At 69.1% G+C, this 13,608-nt stretch carries 11 protein-coding genes; 8 read left to right on the top strand and 3 right to left on the bottom strand.

Annotated features, from left to right (window positions below; translation table 11 throughout):
• Position 1: 1 nt before the first annotated feature.
• Positions 2-1,420 carry a Fe-S cluster assembly protein SufB gene (gene sufB / locus WFJ97_RS01250; protein WP_247622257.1) on the bottom strand — a complete coding sequence of 473 codons (1,419 nt, stop codon included), beginning with the start codon at positions 1,418-1,420 and terminating at the stop codon, positions 2-4.
• A gap of 231 nt (positions 1,421-1,651) precedes the next feature.
• Between sufB and WFJ97_RS01245 the strand changes: the two genes are divergently transcribed.
• The gene (locus tag WFJ97_RS01245) at positions 1,652-2,794 is read left to right on the top strand and encodes a COX15/CtaA family protein (RefSeq protein ID WP_336640211.1); all 1,143 of its coding nucleotides are present in this window, start codon (positions 1,652-1,654) and stop codon (positions 2,792-2,794) included.
• Positions 2,795-2,876: 82 nt separating this feature from the next.
• Positions 2,877-3,356, top strand: coding sequence for a hypothetical protein (locus WFJ97_RS01240; protein WP_336640210.1), 480 nt, complete (start codon positions 2,877-2,879; stop codon positions 3,354-3,356).
• Here the strand turns inward: WFJ97_RS01240 and WFJ97_RS01235 are convergent.
• Positions 3,302-4,207, bottom strand: coding sequence for a heme o synthase (locus WFJ97_RS01235; protein ID WP_442928422.1), 906 nt, complete (start codon positions 4,205-4,207; stop codon positions 3,302-3,304). The genes WFJ97_RS01240 and WFJ97_RS01235 overlap by 55 nt on opposite strands.
• Positions 4,208-4,423: 216 nt before the next feature.
• Between WFJ97_RS01235 and tkt the strand changes: the two genes are divergently transcribed.
• Genes tkt through pgl form a run of 6 tightly spaced genes read left to right on the top strand, consistent with a single transcriptional unit; the run spans position 4,424 to position 12,540 of the window.
• Complete coding sequence (gene tkt, locus WFJ97_RS01230; protein ID WP_336641839.1) at positions 4,424-6,535, top strand: transketolase; 2,112 nt, start codon at positions 4,424-4,426, stop codon at positions 6,533-6,535.
• Complete coding sequence (gene tal, locus WFJ97_RS01225; RefSeq protein ID WP_247622254.1) at positions 6,532-7,644, top strand: transaldolase; 1,113 nt, start codon at positions 6,532-6,534, stop codon at positions 7,642-7,644. Before tkt ends, tal begins: the two co-directional genes overlap by 4 nt.
• Entirely contained in the window at positions 7,641-9,248 is a 1,608-nt protein-coding gene (locus WFJ97_RS01220) for a glucose-6-phosphate isomerase (RefSeq protein WP_336640209.1), read from the top strand. The genes tal and WFJ97_RS01220 overlap by 4 nt, the downstream gene beginning before the upstream one ends.
• 22 nt (positions 9,249-9,270) lie before the next feature.
• Positions 9,271-10,821: a glucose-6-phosphate dehydrogenase gene (zwf, locus tag WFJ97_RS01215; protein ID WP_247622252.1), complete on the top strand. Its 1,551-nt coding sequence runs from the start codon at positions 9,271-9,273 to the stop codon at positions 10,819-10,821.
• Entirely contained in the window at positions 10,818-11,753 is a 936-nt protein-coding gene (locus WFJ97_RS01210) for a glucose-6-phosphate dehydrogenase assembly protein OpcA (protein ID WP_247622251.1), read from the top strand. Before zwf ends, WFJ97_RS01210 begins: the two co-directional genes overlap by 4 nt.
• A 4-nt stretch (positions 11,754-11,757) precedes the next feature.
• Complete coding sequence (gene pgl / locus WFJ97_RS01205) at positions 11,758-12,540, top strand: 6-phosphogluconolactonase (protein WP_247622250.1); 783 nt, start codon at positions 11,758-11,760, stop codon at positions 12,538-12,540.
• A 21-nt stretch (positions 12,541-12,561) separates the two neighbouring features.
• On the opposite strand, the gene WFJ97_RS01200 is transcribed toward pgl, so the two are convergent.
• Positions 12,562-13,593, bottom strand: a complete 1,032-nt coding sequence (locus WFJ97_RS01200) for a DMT family transporter (protein WP_404596276.1) — start codon at positions 13,591-13,593, stop codon at positions 12,562-12,564.
• Positions 13,594-13,608: the final 15 nt, after the last annotated feature.

The raw sequence follows: 13,608 nt of genomic DNA, 5'->3' as shown, positions 1-13,608 counted from the left end.
CTCAGCCGACCGATCCTTCCATGCCCATCTCGATGAGCTTGTTCAACTCCATCGCGTACTCCATCGGCAGCTCGCGCGCGATCGGCTCGATGAAGCCGCGCACGATCATCGCCATGGCCTCGTCCTCCGGCATGCCGCGCGACTGCAGGTAGAAGAGCTGCTCCTCGCTGACCTTGGAGACGGTGGCCTCGTGACCGAGCTGCACGTCGTCGACGCGGATGTCGATCGCCGGGTAGGTGTCGGAGCGCGACTTGGTGTCGACGAGCAGCGCGTCGCATCGCACGGTGTTCGCCGAGTGGTGGGCGTTCGCATCGACGCGGACCTCGCCGCGATATCCCGCACGACCGCCCCCACGGGCGATCGACTTCGAAACGATCGACGACTGCGTGTACGGAGCCATGTGGATCATCTTCGCGCCGGCATCCTGGTGCTGGCCGGGGCCGGCGAAGGCGACCGAGAGCGTCTCGCCCTTGGCGTGCTCGCCCATGAGGTAGATCGACGGGTACTTCATCGTCACCTTCGAGCCGATGTTGCCGTCGACCCACTCCATCGTCGCTCCCTCGTGCGCGACCGCGCGCTTGGTGACGAGATTGTAGACGTTGTTCGACCAGTTCTGGATCGTCGTGTACCGGACGCGGGCGTTCTTCTTCACGATGATCTCGACGACGGCCGAGTGCAGCGAGTCGGACTTGTAGATCGGAGCGGTGCAGCCCTCGATGTAGTGCACGTAGCTGTCCTCATCCGCGATGATCAGGGTGCGCTCGAACTGCCCCATGTTCTCGGTGTTGATGCGGAAGTACGCCTGGAGCGGGATCTCGACGTGCACGCCCTTGGGGACGTAGACGAAGGAGCCGCCCGACCAGACGGCCGTGTTGAGGGCGGCGAACTTGTTGTCGCCGGCGGGGATGACCGAGCCGAAGTACTCCTCGAAGAACTCGGGGTGCTCGCGGAGAGCGGTGTCGGTGTCCATGAAGATGACGCCCTGCTGCTCCAGGTCCTCGCGGATCTGGTGGTAGACGACCTCGGACTCGTACTGCGCGGCGACGCCGGCGACGAGACGCTGGCGCTCGGCCTCCGGGATGCCGAGGCGCTCGTACGTCTCGCGGATCTCGGCGGGGAGGTCCTCCCACGACTGCGCCTGCTTCTCGGTCGAGCGCACGAAGTACTTGATGTTGTCGAAGTCGATGTCGCTGAGGTCGGCGCCCCAGGTCGGCATCGGCTTGCGGCCGAACAGCTGATAGCCCTTGAGTCGGGTCTTCAGCATCCATTCGGGTTCGCTCTTGAGCGCCGAGATACCGCGGACGACCTCTTCGGAGATCCCGCGTTTCGCGACGGCGCCGGCGGCGTCAGCGTCGTGCCAGCCGAACTCGTACACCCCCAGGCCATCGAGCTCCGGGCGGTCGATCAGCACATCCGACATCACACTCTCCTCATTGGGCCTCAACGGTGTCATCCGCCCCGACACACCTGATCCCCGTCGAGTCTGCGGGGAGCGGGTGCCGCTGGTGGGCCCTCATCACCGGCGCATCCTTCGCGCCTAAACTGTTATCGATGCTTCCGCGCCCTCGAGCGCGCATCGCAACAATCCGATTCTACAGGCTCCGCTTCGCGGACGGGCCGCCCGTCCTGCGCGAAGCGCGCCGGAGGCCCCATGCCCGACACCGCCACGCCCGCCCGCACCACCGCCGCGGAGCTCGATCTGCGACCCGCAGCATTCACTTCGCCGTGGGGACGCGTCCTCCGCGTGTTCGCGTGGCTGTCGTTCCTCACCGAGACGATCATCATCGGGACGGGTGGGGCCGTGCGCCTGACGGGCTCCGGACTCGGATGCTCGGAGTGGCCGCTCTGCACACCGGAGTCCCTCGTGCCGATCCTGGCGGACCAGGGCATCCACGGCGCGATCGAGTTCGGCAACCGGCTGATGACCGGCGTCGTGGGCGTCATCGCGCTGGTGGTCGTGCTGCTCGTGCTGCACCTGACCGACGGATCGCGCTCGGTCTTCCGCGCGCTCCGCTATGCGGCGGGCGGCATCGTGGCGGCCGCGGCCGCGTTCGCTCTCGTCACCTTCACCGGCCTTCCGGTGCCCGCGTTCCCCGTGGCATCCGCGGTCCTGCTCCTCGCGGTGATCGCCGCCGCGATCCACACGGCGCGTCGCACCTCGACGCGCCGCGATCTCCTCGTCCTGGCCTGGGTCGTGTTCGCCGGCGTCATGGCGCAGGCGCTCGTCGGCGGCATCACGGTGCTCACCGGCCTGAACCCGTTCATCGTCGGATTCCACTACACGTCATCCCTGCTCCTGGTGTGCGTCACGGCCGCATTCCTGGTGCGCCTCTACGCGGCTCCGGGACCGCGCGAGCGCGCGGTCCCGACCTGGTTCATGATCCTCAGCCACGTCACCGGGCTGGCGATCGCGGTCACCATCCTGTTCGGCGTGCTGACGACCGGATCCGGCCCGCACTCCGGCGACCAGGACGTGCTGCGGCACGGATTCGACGCGACCGTGCTCGCGCACGTGCACTCCTGGCCCGGGTACATCCTCGCCGCTCTCGTGCTCGCCCTGACGATCGCCGCGTGGGCGCTGCGCCTCCCGCCGCGGAAGTGGCTCGTCGTCCTGGTCGTGGCCATCGCGGTCCAGGTCGGCGTCGGGGTCTGGCAGGCGCGCGCGGGACTCCCGCCTCTGCTGGTCGGCATCCACATGGTGCTCGCCTCGCTCTCGGCAGCGAGCTACACCGTCGTCGTGCTGAAGCTGAAGCGCCCGGTCGCCGACGAGGAGCGGACCTCCTCCGCCGGCTGATCGCACGTCTCAGAGTCCGCGGACAGCCGATCCATAGGCTGCGCATACCGGAGTCATCAGCGCGTCCGTGATCGTGGTCGGCATGAACAAGTCACTGACACGCAGCATCGGATTCTGGCTGCTCCTCGTGCTCGCACTCGCCTCGACCGCGGTGGGTGGGTGGCTCATCTCCGGGCAGATCGGGACGATGACCACGACGCTCCTCGACAACACCGCGACGGGCGTCGACGTCTACGTCGGTCAGTCGCTGGTCGTCGTCGGCTCCGCGCTGCTCGGCGCGGGCGTGCTCGGCATCCTCCTCGCCGTCGCCCTCGTCGCCGTGCAGTCGCTGATCCCCGCGGCGACGCCCGTCGTCGTCGAGCCGATCGACTGGACGGCCGAGGTCGACGACACGACCGCTCCGGTGGGCGACGCGACGGTCACGGCCGTCGACGAAGAGACCTCAGCGGATGGGACCCTCGGCACTCCGGTGAACGACGACGTCGAGGCGGATGCCGAGACCGACGATCAGAAGGGCAGCAGCGGGTCGACCGCGACCGCGACGAAGATCAACGTCAAGTAGGTGATCGAGGCGTGGAAGACTCGCATCGGCCGCGCCTCGGTCCCCCGCACCGCACGGTTGTACAGGCGGTGCGACTCGTAGACGAACCATCCTCCGAAGACCAGGGCCGACACCGTGTAGACGAGGCCCATGTTCGCGATCGGCACCAGCAGCAGAGAACAGGCCAGCGTCGCCCAGGCGTAGAGGATGACCTGGAGTCCGACCTGCGAGGCGTTGCGCGTCACGCCGAGCATGGGCACGTCGACGTCGTCGTAGTCATCGCGGTACTTCATCGACAGCGGCCAGTAGTGCGGCGGAGTCCACAGGAAGATCAGCAGGAACAGGATGAACGCGGGCCAGTCGAGCGATCCGGTCACGGCCGCCCAGCCGATCAGCACCGGGAAGCACCCGGCGATCCCGCCCCAGACGATGTTCTGCTCGGTGCGGCGCTTGAGGAGCATCGTGTAGATCACGACGTAGAAGAAGATCGCGAAGGCCGAGAGAGCGGCCGCGAGCCAGTTCGTGGTGACCAGCAGCCAGACCGTCGAGAACACCGCGAGGGTCCAGGAGAACACCAGCGCGCCGCGCGGCGTGACCTCGCCCGTCACGAGCGGGCGGTTCTCGGTACGGTGCATGTGCGCGTCGATGTCGCGGTCGAGGTACATGTTGAACGCCGCGGCGGAGCCGGCGCTCATCGCGCCGCCGATCACGGTCGCCAGCACCAGCCACAGATCGGGCATGCCGCCGTACGCCAGGAACATCACCGGCACGGTCGACACGAGGAGCAGCTCGAGGACGCGCGGCTTGGTGAGGGCGACGTACGCCTTCACCGTGCGACCGATGGACCGCTTCCCCACGGTCTGATCAGACATCGTCGAGATCTCGATCGCCTCCTCCACACGCGTCATGACAACCCTTCCAGTCTAGGGCACGCGGCGGGGCGGACTCGGAGCGTAAGACGGGGTCTGGGGTCGGACCCACCCCGCTATGCTGAAAACACTCGCGCCCGGCGCTGTGCACACTCTCCGTGACGATGCGGAGGCGCAGGGAATACGGGCGCCCTCGAAACTGTCGGAAAGGGCATGAACGTGTCGGAATTGCAGTGGGATGAGATCGATCGGCGCGCGGTGGACACCGCTCGCCTCCTGGCGGCGGACGCCGTGGAGAAGGTCGGAAACGGGCATCCCGGCACGGCCATGAGCCTCGCTCCTGCCGCCTACCTCCTCTACCAGCGCGTGCTGCGGCACGACCCGACCGACACCGATTGGCTCGGTCGCGACCGCTTCATCCTCTCGGTCGGACACTCCTCGCTCACGCAGTACGTGCAGCTCTACCTCGGCGGCTTCGGCCTCGAGCTCGACGACCTGAAGGCGCTCCGCACCTGGGGCTCGCTCACGCCGGGACACCCCGAGTACGGTCACACCAAGGGCGTCGAGATCACCACCGGTCCCCTGGGCCAGGGCCTCGCGTCAGCCGTGGGCTTCGCCTACGCCGCCCGCTACGAGCGCGGCCTGTTCGACCCCGAGGCGGCAGCGGGCACCAGCCCGTTCGACCACTTCGTCTACGTCATCGCCGGTGACGGCGACCTGCAGGAAGGCGTGACGAGCGAGGCGTCCTCGCTCGCAGGCCACCAGCAGCTCGGCAACCTCATCGCCATCTACGACTCGAACCAGATCTCCATCGAGGACGACACCAACGTCGCCTTCACGGAAGACGTCGCGAAGCGCTACGAGGCTTACGGCTGGCAGGTGCAGACGGTCGACTGGAAGAAGACCGGCGAGTACGTCGAGGACGTCGCCGAGCTGAACGCGGCCATCGACGCCGCGAAGGGCGAGACCTCCAAGCCCTCTCTCATCATCCTCAAGACGATCATCGGCTGGCCGTCGCCCGGCAAGCAGAACTCCGGCAAGATCCACGGTTCGGCGCTCGGCGCCGACGAGCTCGCCGCCACCAAGAAGGTCCTCGCCTTCGACGCCGAGGAGACGTTCGTCGTCGCCGACGACGTCATCGCCCACACCCGCGGTCTCGCCGACCGCGCCGCCGGCATCCGTGCCGAGTGGCAGGAGTCCTTCGACGCCTGGGCCGCGGCGAACCCCGAGCGCAAGCAGCTCCTCGACCGCCTCGAGGCGGGCGAACTGCCCGCCGACATCCAGAACGCCCTGCCGGTCTTCGAGGCCGGCAAGGACGTCTCGACCCGTGCGGCCTCCGGCCAGGTCATCAACGCCCTCGCCGCCGAGCTCCCCGAGCTCTGGGGCGGATCGGCCGACCTCGCCGAGTCGAACCTCACGACGATCAAGGGCGCCCCGTCGTTCATCCCGGCCGAGTGGTCCACCCACGAGTGGTCGGGCAGCCCGTACGGCCGCGTGCTGCACTTCGGCATCCGCGAGCACGCCATGGGCGCGATCGTCAACGGCATCGTGCTGCACGGGAAGACGCGCGCCTTCGGCGGTACGTTCCTCATCTTCAGCGACTACATGCGCCCCGCCGTGCGTCTGGCCGCGCTCATGAACGTGCCCAGCGTCTTCGTCTGGACCCACGACTCCGTCGCGCTCGGCGAGGACGGACCCACGCACCAGCCGATCGAGCAGCTCGCGACCCTGCGCGCCATCCCGAACCTCGCGGTGGTGCGCCCCGCCGACGCGAACGAGACCTCGGCCGCCTGGCTCGAGATCCTGCGTCGCCAGGCGGGTCCGGCCGGCATCGCCCTCACCCGTCAGAACATCCCGGTGTTCGAGCGCGGCGAGGGTGACGCGGAAGGCGAGATCTTCGCCTCGGCCGACCGCACCGCCCGCGGTGCCTACGTGCTGGCGGAAGCCGCGAACGGCACGCCCGACGTCATCATCGTCGCCACCGGATCCGAGGTGCAGCTCGCCGTCGAGGCCCGCGCCGCACTCGCCTCCGAGGGAATCGGCGTGCGCGTCGTGTCGGCCCCCTCGCTCGAGTGGTTCGACGAGCAGGACGAGGCCTACCGCGAGAGCGTGCTCCCCGCCGCCGTCACCGCGCGCGTGTCGGTCGAGGCCGGCTCCGTGCTCACGTGGCGCGGCATCGTCGGCGACCGCGGACGCTCGGTCGGCATCGACCACTTCGGCGCATCCGCCGACTACAAGACCCTGTTCCAGAAGTTCGGTATCACCACGGAGGCCGTGATCGCGGCCGCTCGCGAGACCATCGCCGCACACAGCACCAAGGAGAACGCATGAGCACCCCCACCGCACAGCTCGCCGCCGCCGGCGTCAGCATCTGGCTCGACGACCTCTCGCGCACCCGCATCTCCTCCGGCAACCTCGCCGAGCTGATCGAGACGCGCAACGTCGTCGGTGTCACCACGAACCCGACGATCTTCGCCAACGCGCTCACCGACAAGAGCAACACGTCGTACGACGCCCAGGTCACCGAGCTCGCCGCCTCCGGCGCCTCCGCCGAGGAGGCCGTGTTCGCGGCCACCACGCAGGACGTCGCCGCCGCACTCGACGTGTTCCGTCCGGTGTGGGAGGCCTCGAACCACGTCGACGGCCGCGTGTCGATCGAGGTCTCCCCCGACCTCGCTCACGACACCGACGGCACCGTCGCGTCGGCCAAGGAGCTGTGGAGCAAGATCGACCGCCCCAACCTCCTCGTCAAGATCCCCGCGACGAAGGCGGGCCTGCCGGCGATCACCGAGGCGATCGCCGCGGGCATCAGCGTCAACGTCACCCTGATCTTCAGCCTCGAGCGCTACGAAGAGGTCATCGACGCCTACCTCGCGGGCCTCGAGCGCGCGCAGGCGGCGGACATCGACCTCGCCGGCATTCACTCGGTCGCCTCGTTCTTCGTGTCGCGCGTCGACACCGAGACCGACAAGCGCCTCGACGCGATCGGCACCGATCAGGCGAAGGCCCTCAAGAGCAAGGCCGGCCTCGCCAACGCGCGTCTGGCCTACGAGCTGTTCGAGAAGAAGTTCGCCGAGAAGCGCGCGCAGGATCTCCTCGCCGCCGGCGCGAACCTGCAGCGCCCCCTCTGGGCCTCCACCGGCGTCAAGGACCCCTCGCTGCCCGACACGCTCTACGTGACCGAGCTCGTCGCGGCCGGCGTCGTGAACACGATGCCGGAGAAGACGCTCGAGGCGACCTTCGACCACGCCGTCGTCACCGGAGACACCATCACGGGCGGTTACGCCGAGGCGCACGCCGTCTTCGACGCGCTGGCGGAGGTCGGAATCGACCTCGTCGACGTCACCCAGGTGCTGGAGGACGAGGGCGTCGCGAAGTTCATCGACTCCTGGCACGACCTGCTCGCACAGGTCGCCGAGACGCTGGAGGCACAGCGATGACCTTCGGCATCCACGCCTCCGGCGACGCTCGCGTCGCGATCGACGAGGTCGTCCCCGCACTCGTGCGCGACCTGGTCGCCTCGCGGATCACCGGCGGAGACCCGACCCTCTGGGGTCCGGCGGCCGAGGCCGAGGCCTCCATCCGTCTGGGCTGGGTCGAGGCCGTCTCGGTCTCGCGTCCGCTCGTCGACGAGATCGTCGCACTCCGCGAACAGCTCGCCTCGAAGGGCGTCGACCGCGTCGTCCTCGCGGGCATGGGCGGATCGTCGCTCGCCCCCGAGGTGATCGCTCAGACCGCGGGCAAGCCGCTCACGATCCTCGACTCGACGGCACCGGGCCAGGTGCTCGCGGCCCTCGACGAAGGACTCGCCGACACCGTGCTCGTCGTCTCCTCGAAGTCGGGCTCGACCGTCGAGACCGACTCCCAGCGCCGCACGTTCGAGGCCGCCTTCCGCGACCTCGGCATCGACCCGCTGGAGCGCATCGTCGTCGTCACCGACCCGGGCTCCCCGCTCGACGTCTCGGCGCGCGAGACCGGCTACCGCGTGTTCAACGCCGACCCGAACGTCGGCGGACGCTACTCCGCGCTGACGGCGTTCGGCCTCGTGCCGTCCGGCCTCGCGGGCGTCGACATCGACGAGCTCCTGAACGAGGCCGAGGCCTCGCTGCTCGAGGTCGCGGTCGACTCCGCCGAGAACCCCGCACTGCGCCTCGGCGCGGCCATCGCCGCGACCAATCCCCGCCGCGACAAGCTCGGCCTCATCACCGACGGCACCCATATCAAGGGCCTGCCGGACTGGATCGAGCAGTTGATCGCCGAGTCCACGGGCAAGGACGGCACGGGAATCCTCCCCGTTGTGCTGCTGCCGGTCTCCCCCGAGCTCGATTCGAAGCCCGCCGACCTCCAGATCGTCCGTCTCGTCGACGACGCCAACGAGTTCCACCTGCACGAGCGTCACGAGGGCGAGATCCTCGTCAGCGGCTCGCTCGGCGCGCAGCTCATCGTCTGGGAGTACGCCACCGCGATCGCGGGCCACCTGCTGCGGATCAACCCGTTCGACCAGCCCGACGTCGAGTCGGCGAAGGTCGCGGCCCGCGGTCTTCTCGACGCGCGCCCGGAGCCGACGGCTCCGGCGTTCACCGAGAACGGCGTCGAGGTGCGCGTGTCCGACCCGGCTCTCGCCGTCTCGGGCACCGTCGAAGGTGTGTTGGACGCCCTGTGGGCGCAGCTCGCCGAAGACGGCTACGTCTCGATCCAGGCCTACGTCAACCGCCTCGAGGTCCCGCAGCTGCAGGGTCTCCGCGAGCTCGTCGCCGCCGACTCCGGTCGCCCGACGACGTTCGGCTGGGGACCGCGTTTCCTGCACTCCACCGGTCAGTACCACAAGGGAGGCCCCGCCCAGGGCGTCTTCCTGCAGATCCTCGAGCGCACCGACGTCGATCTCGAGATTCCGGAGCGACCGTTCACGTTCGGCCAGCTCATCGAGGCTCAGGCTGCCGGCGACGCCGCAGTCCTGGCCGAGCACGGTCGCCCCGTCGTCTCCCTGACGATCACCGACTCGTCGGCCGACGTGCTCACCCTCTTCGAAGCCGCACAGAAGTAGTCAGCAGGAGAATCCCCCACCGATGTCTGTTCCCCTCTCCCGCGGGCACAACCCGCTGCGCGATCCCGATGACCGCCGTCTCAACAGGATCGCCGGGCCCAGCGCCCTGGTGATCTTCGGCGTCACCGGAGATCTGTCTCGCAAGAAGCTCATGCCGGCGGTCTACGACCTCGCCAACCGCGGTCTGCTCCCGCCCGGCTTCGCACTCGTCGGGTTCGCCCGACGCGATTGGGAGGACCAGGACTTCGCCCAGGTCGTCTATGAGGCCGTCAAGCAGCACGCGCGCACGCCGTTCCGTGAGGAGACGTGGGCGCAGCTGCTGCAGGGCATCCGGTTCGTCTCGGGCGAGTTCGACAACCCCGAGTCGTTCCAGAAGCTGAAGGACACCGTCGACCAGCTCGACGTCGAACGCGGCACCATGGGCAACCACGCCTACTACCTGTCGATCCCGCCGAAGGACTTCCCGCTCGTCGCGAAGCAGCTGAAGGACTCGGGACTGGTCGGGGAGGATGCCGACGAGGATTCGCGCTGGCGGCGCGTGGTGATCGAGAAGCCGTTCGGGCACGACCTGGACTCCGCGCGTGCGCTCAACGCCGCGCTCGAGGTCGCGTTCCCGGCCGACTCGATCTTCCGCATCGACCACTACCTGGGCAAGGAGACGGTGCAGAACATCCTCGCTCTGCGCTTCGCCAACGAGCTCTACGAGCCGATCTGGAACCGCAACTACGTCGACCACGTGCAGATCACGATGGCCGAGGACATCGGCGTCGGCGGGCGCGCGGGGTACTACGACGGGATCGGCGCCGCGCGCGACGTCATCCAGAACCACCTGCTCCAGCTGCTCGCGCTCACTGCGATGGAGGAGCCCATCAGCCTCTCCGCCGAGCACCTGCGCGCCGAGAAGGAGAAGGTCCTCGCGGCGGTGCACGTGCCCGACGACCTCTCGCAGGCGACCGCGCGCGGCCAGTACGCGGGTGGATGGCAGGGCGGCGAGAAGGTCACCGGCTTCCTCGACGAGGAGGGCATGAACCCCGAGTCGACCACCGAGACGTACGCCGCGATCAAGCTCGAGATCGACACGCGCCGCTGGTCGGGTGTGCCGTTCTACCTGCGCACCGGCAAGCGTCTGGGCCGCCGCGTCACCGAGATCGCCGTGGTCTTCAACCGCGCTCCGCAGCACCTGTTCGGACGCGGCAACGCCTCGGAGCTCGGTCAGAACGCACTGGTCATCCGCGTGCAGCCCGACGAGGGCGTCACGATCCGCTTCGGCTCGAAGGTGCCGGGCAGCGGGTCGAACGTGCGCGACGTGACGATGGACTTCGGATACGGCCACGCCTTCACCGAGGCCAGCCCCGAGGCCTACGAGCGCCTCATCCTCGACGTCCTGCTGGGCGATCCGCCGCTGTTCCCGCGGCACGAGGAGGTCGAACTCTCGTGGAAGATCCTCGACCCCGTCGAGAAGTTCTGGGCGTCCGAGGGCGGCCCGGTTGAGCAGTACGCACCCGGTTCGTGGGGTCCGGCATCCGCCGACGCCCTGCTGGCCCGCGACGGACGAGTCTGGAGACGACCGTGATCATCGACCTTCCCGACACGACCGTCAGCCAGGTCGCCAAGCAACTCGTGAAGGTGCGCGAAGAGGGCGGCGCCGTCGCCCTCGGCCGCGTGCTGACCCTCGTGATCTCGGCCCGCAACGGCGTCGCCGAGGCGGCCATCGACGCGGCCAACGACGCATCGCGCGAGCACCCGATGCGCGTCATCGTGCTCACCACGGGCGAGGGCGAGTCCCGTCTCGACGCCCAGATCCGCGTCGGCGGGGATGCCGGAGCGAGCGAGGTCGTCGTCCTGCACGCTTACGGCGACGCCGCGAGCAACGAGGAGAGCCTCATCACGGGCCTGCTGCTGCCGGATGCTCCGGTCGTGGCCTGGTGGCCGGAAGAGGCACCGACCTCTCCGTCGTCGTCGCCTCTGGGCCGGATCGCCCAGCGCCGGATCACGGATGCCGCGACCGCGCACGACGTGCGCGACCGCCTCGCGCTGCTCGGCAAGACCCACGCCCCGGGTGACACCGACCTCGCGTGGACCCGTCTGACGCACTGGCGCGAGCAGCTCGCGGCCGTGCTCGATCAGCCGCCGTTCGAGCCGATCACCGCGATCGAGGTCCGCGGTGCCGCCGCCTCCCCGTCGACCGCGCTGCTGGCCGCCTGGCTGCAGCTCGCTCTCGAGGTTCCGGTCCGTTGGTTCTCCGAACAGCCGGAGATCTGGCACGACGGCATCCGTTCAGTGCGGCTGACCCGCGAGTCGGGCGACATCCTGCTCGAGCGCCCGTCGCCCGGCGTCGCCCAGCTCACGCAGCCCGATCAGCCGAACCACGACCTGCACCTCCCCCGGCGCACCCTTCGCGAATGCCTCGCCGAGGAGCTGCGCCGCCTGGATCCCGACCTCCTGTACGGTCGAGTGATCACCGAGGGCTGGGAGAAGCTGGGCCCGCCCGAGACAGGAGAGTGACGACGTGAGCGACGCAACGTCCGCAGAGAAGCGGGTCGTGGTCGAGGCCACCCCCACCGACGTGGCCGCACGGGTCGCCGATCGTTTCCTGACGCGCCTGCGCGCCCGTACCGTCAACGGTCGCGTCGCCCACGTCGCCCTCACGGGCGGTTCGATGGGCGGCGCGGTCCTGACGGCAACGCGCGAGGACCCGCGGGCCGCGTCGATCGACTGGTCGCTCGTGCACTTCTGGTGGGGCGACGAGCGCTTCGTGCCGCGCGACGACGCCGATCGCAACGCACTCCAGTCGCGCAACGCGCTGCTCGACCACATCCCGGTACCGCCCGAGAACATCCACGAGGTCGCCGGCTCCGATGACGGCCTCACCCTCGACGAGGCGGCGGCCGCGTACGCCGCCGAGCTCGCGCGCTTCGGCACCGACGAGAACCCGTGGCCCGCGTTCGCGGTGTGCTTCCTGGGGGTCGGGCCCGACGGGCACATCGCCTCGCTCTTCCCCGATCGCGAAGAGGTCACGGTGACGGATGCGGCCGCTCTCCCCGTGCGCAACTCGCCGAAGCCTCCGCCCGAGCGCGTCACGCTGACGCGTCCGGTCATCAACACCTCGAAGCGCGTCTGGCTGGTGCTCACGGGCGCCGACAAGGCGTCGGCGCTGGGCTTGGCCCTCGCCGGTGCGAGCTACACGAGTGTTCCGGTCGCCGGTGCCCGCGGGCGCAAGCGCACGGTGTTCTTCGTCGACGAGGCCGCGGCCTCCGAGGTCTCGCCGGATCTCATCGATCAGGCGTACTGATCGGGCGGACCGAGAACCGCTCTACGGACGATCCGTCTCCTCGGACCCCGGTGCCTGCTCGGCGCCGGGGTTCGTCGTTGCGGTGCCGCCGTCGCTGCCGCGCGTGATGCCGATCTCCTGGCTCTCGCTGAGCACCTGCGGGTGGTAGCGGGCGAGATTGACCACGCCGTAGACCGCGATGGCCCCGGCGACGCCGTAGATCACGAGCGCCCATGGCGGTGCAGCGGCCGCCTCGCCGAGGATCACCATTCCGATGAGCACGGCGATGAGCGGGTCGACGACCGTGAGGCCGGCGATGACGAGGTCGGGCGGGCCGGAGCTGTAGGCGGTCTGCACGAAGTACGCCCCGACCGCCGCGGCCGCGACGAGGGCGATGACGCAGATCGCGGTGATCCACTCGAACTGCCCCGCCTCGATGCGCTTGATGACGACCTTCGCCAGGGTGGCGACGAAGCCGTAGAGCACACCGGCGCCGATCACGTAGAACAGGGCGCGCATGCGGTGCCGCAATACGAGCCAGCAGGCGCCGAGCACGATGATCACGACGAGGAGGATGGCGAGGATCACGAACAGTTCGCGATCCTGCACCTCGCGCTCGGTGGCGAACAGCGCGGCGAAGAAGACGAACAGGAAGATGCCGCCGACACAGCAGATGATCGCGGTGATGGATTTCTTCGTCGGCGAGTGCCCGGAGATGCGGGCGTTCAACAGTGTCGTGATCACCAGCGCGATGGCGCCGAGCGGCTGCACGACCATGAGCGGAGCGCGCACGAGAGCGGCGAGCTGGCACACGATCGCCAGGCCCAGCATCAGGGTGCCGATGATCCAGGAGGGGCGTGTGAGCAGCCGGCGGAGCTGGTCGAAGCTGAGGCCCGACGTCCCCTGCGAACCGCTCAGGCGCTCGACCTTCTCGACGCCGCGGTGCTGGTACTGCGCGCCGAGCGACATGAACACCGCACCGGCCAGCGCGAGCGGGATGCCGAGGAGCAGCCCGGGGTTCTGGAAGACACCGACGAGCTGCTCGCCGACGTCTTCTACCGAGTTCACTTCCACACCCCTGCGCTCACC

Origin of the sequence: Microbacterium sp. USHLN272, from assembly GCF_037149655.1 — a bacterium.
GTDB lineage: Bacteria > Actinomycetota > Actinomycetes > Actinomycetales > Microbacteriaceae > Microbacterium > Microbacterium galbinum.
Note: the sequence above shows the minus strand (reverse complement) of the source record. Positions and strands in the feature narration are given on the sequence as shown.

What these genes read in the sequence shown, in the direction of transcription:
- zwf (WP_247622252.1), top strand. Translation starts at nt 9,271, where the DNA reads ATGTCTGTTCCCCTCTCCCGCGGGCACAACCCGCTGCGCGATCCCGAT.
- tal (WP_247622254.1), top strand. Translation starts at nt 6,532, where the DNA reads ATGAGCACCCCCACCGCACAGCTCGCCGCCGCCGGCGTCAGCATCTGG.
- WFJ97_RS01235 (WP_442928422.1), bottom strand. Translation starts at nt 4,207, where the DNA reads ATGTCTGATCAGACCGTGGGGAAGCGGTCCATCGGTCGCACGGTGAAG.
- WFJ97_RS01240 (WP_336640210.1), top strand. Translation starts at nt 2,877, where the DNA reads ATGAACAAGTCACTGACACGCAGCATCGGATTCTGGCTGCTCCTCGTG.
- WFJ97_RS01220 (WP_336640209.1), top strand. Translation starts at nt 7,641, where the DNA reads ATGACCTTCGGCATCCACGCCTCCGGCGACGCTCGCGTCGCGATCGAC.
- WFJ97_RS01245 (WP_336640211.1), top strand. Translation starts at nt 1,652, where the DNA reads ATGCCCGACACCGCCACGCCCGCCCGCACCACCGCCGCGGAGCTCGAT.
- sufB (WP_247622257.1), bottom strand. Translation starts at nt 1,420, where the DNA reads ATGTCGGATGTGCTGATCGACCGCCCGGAGCTCGATGGCCTGGGGGTG.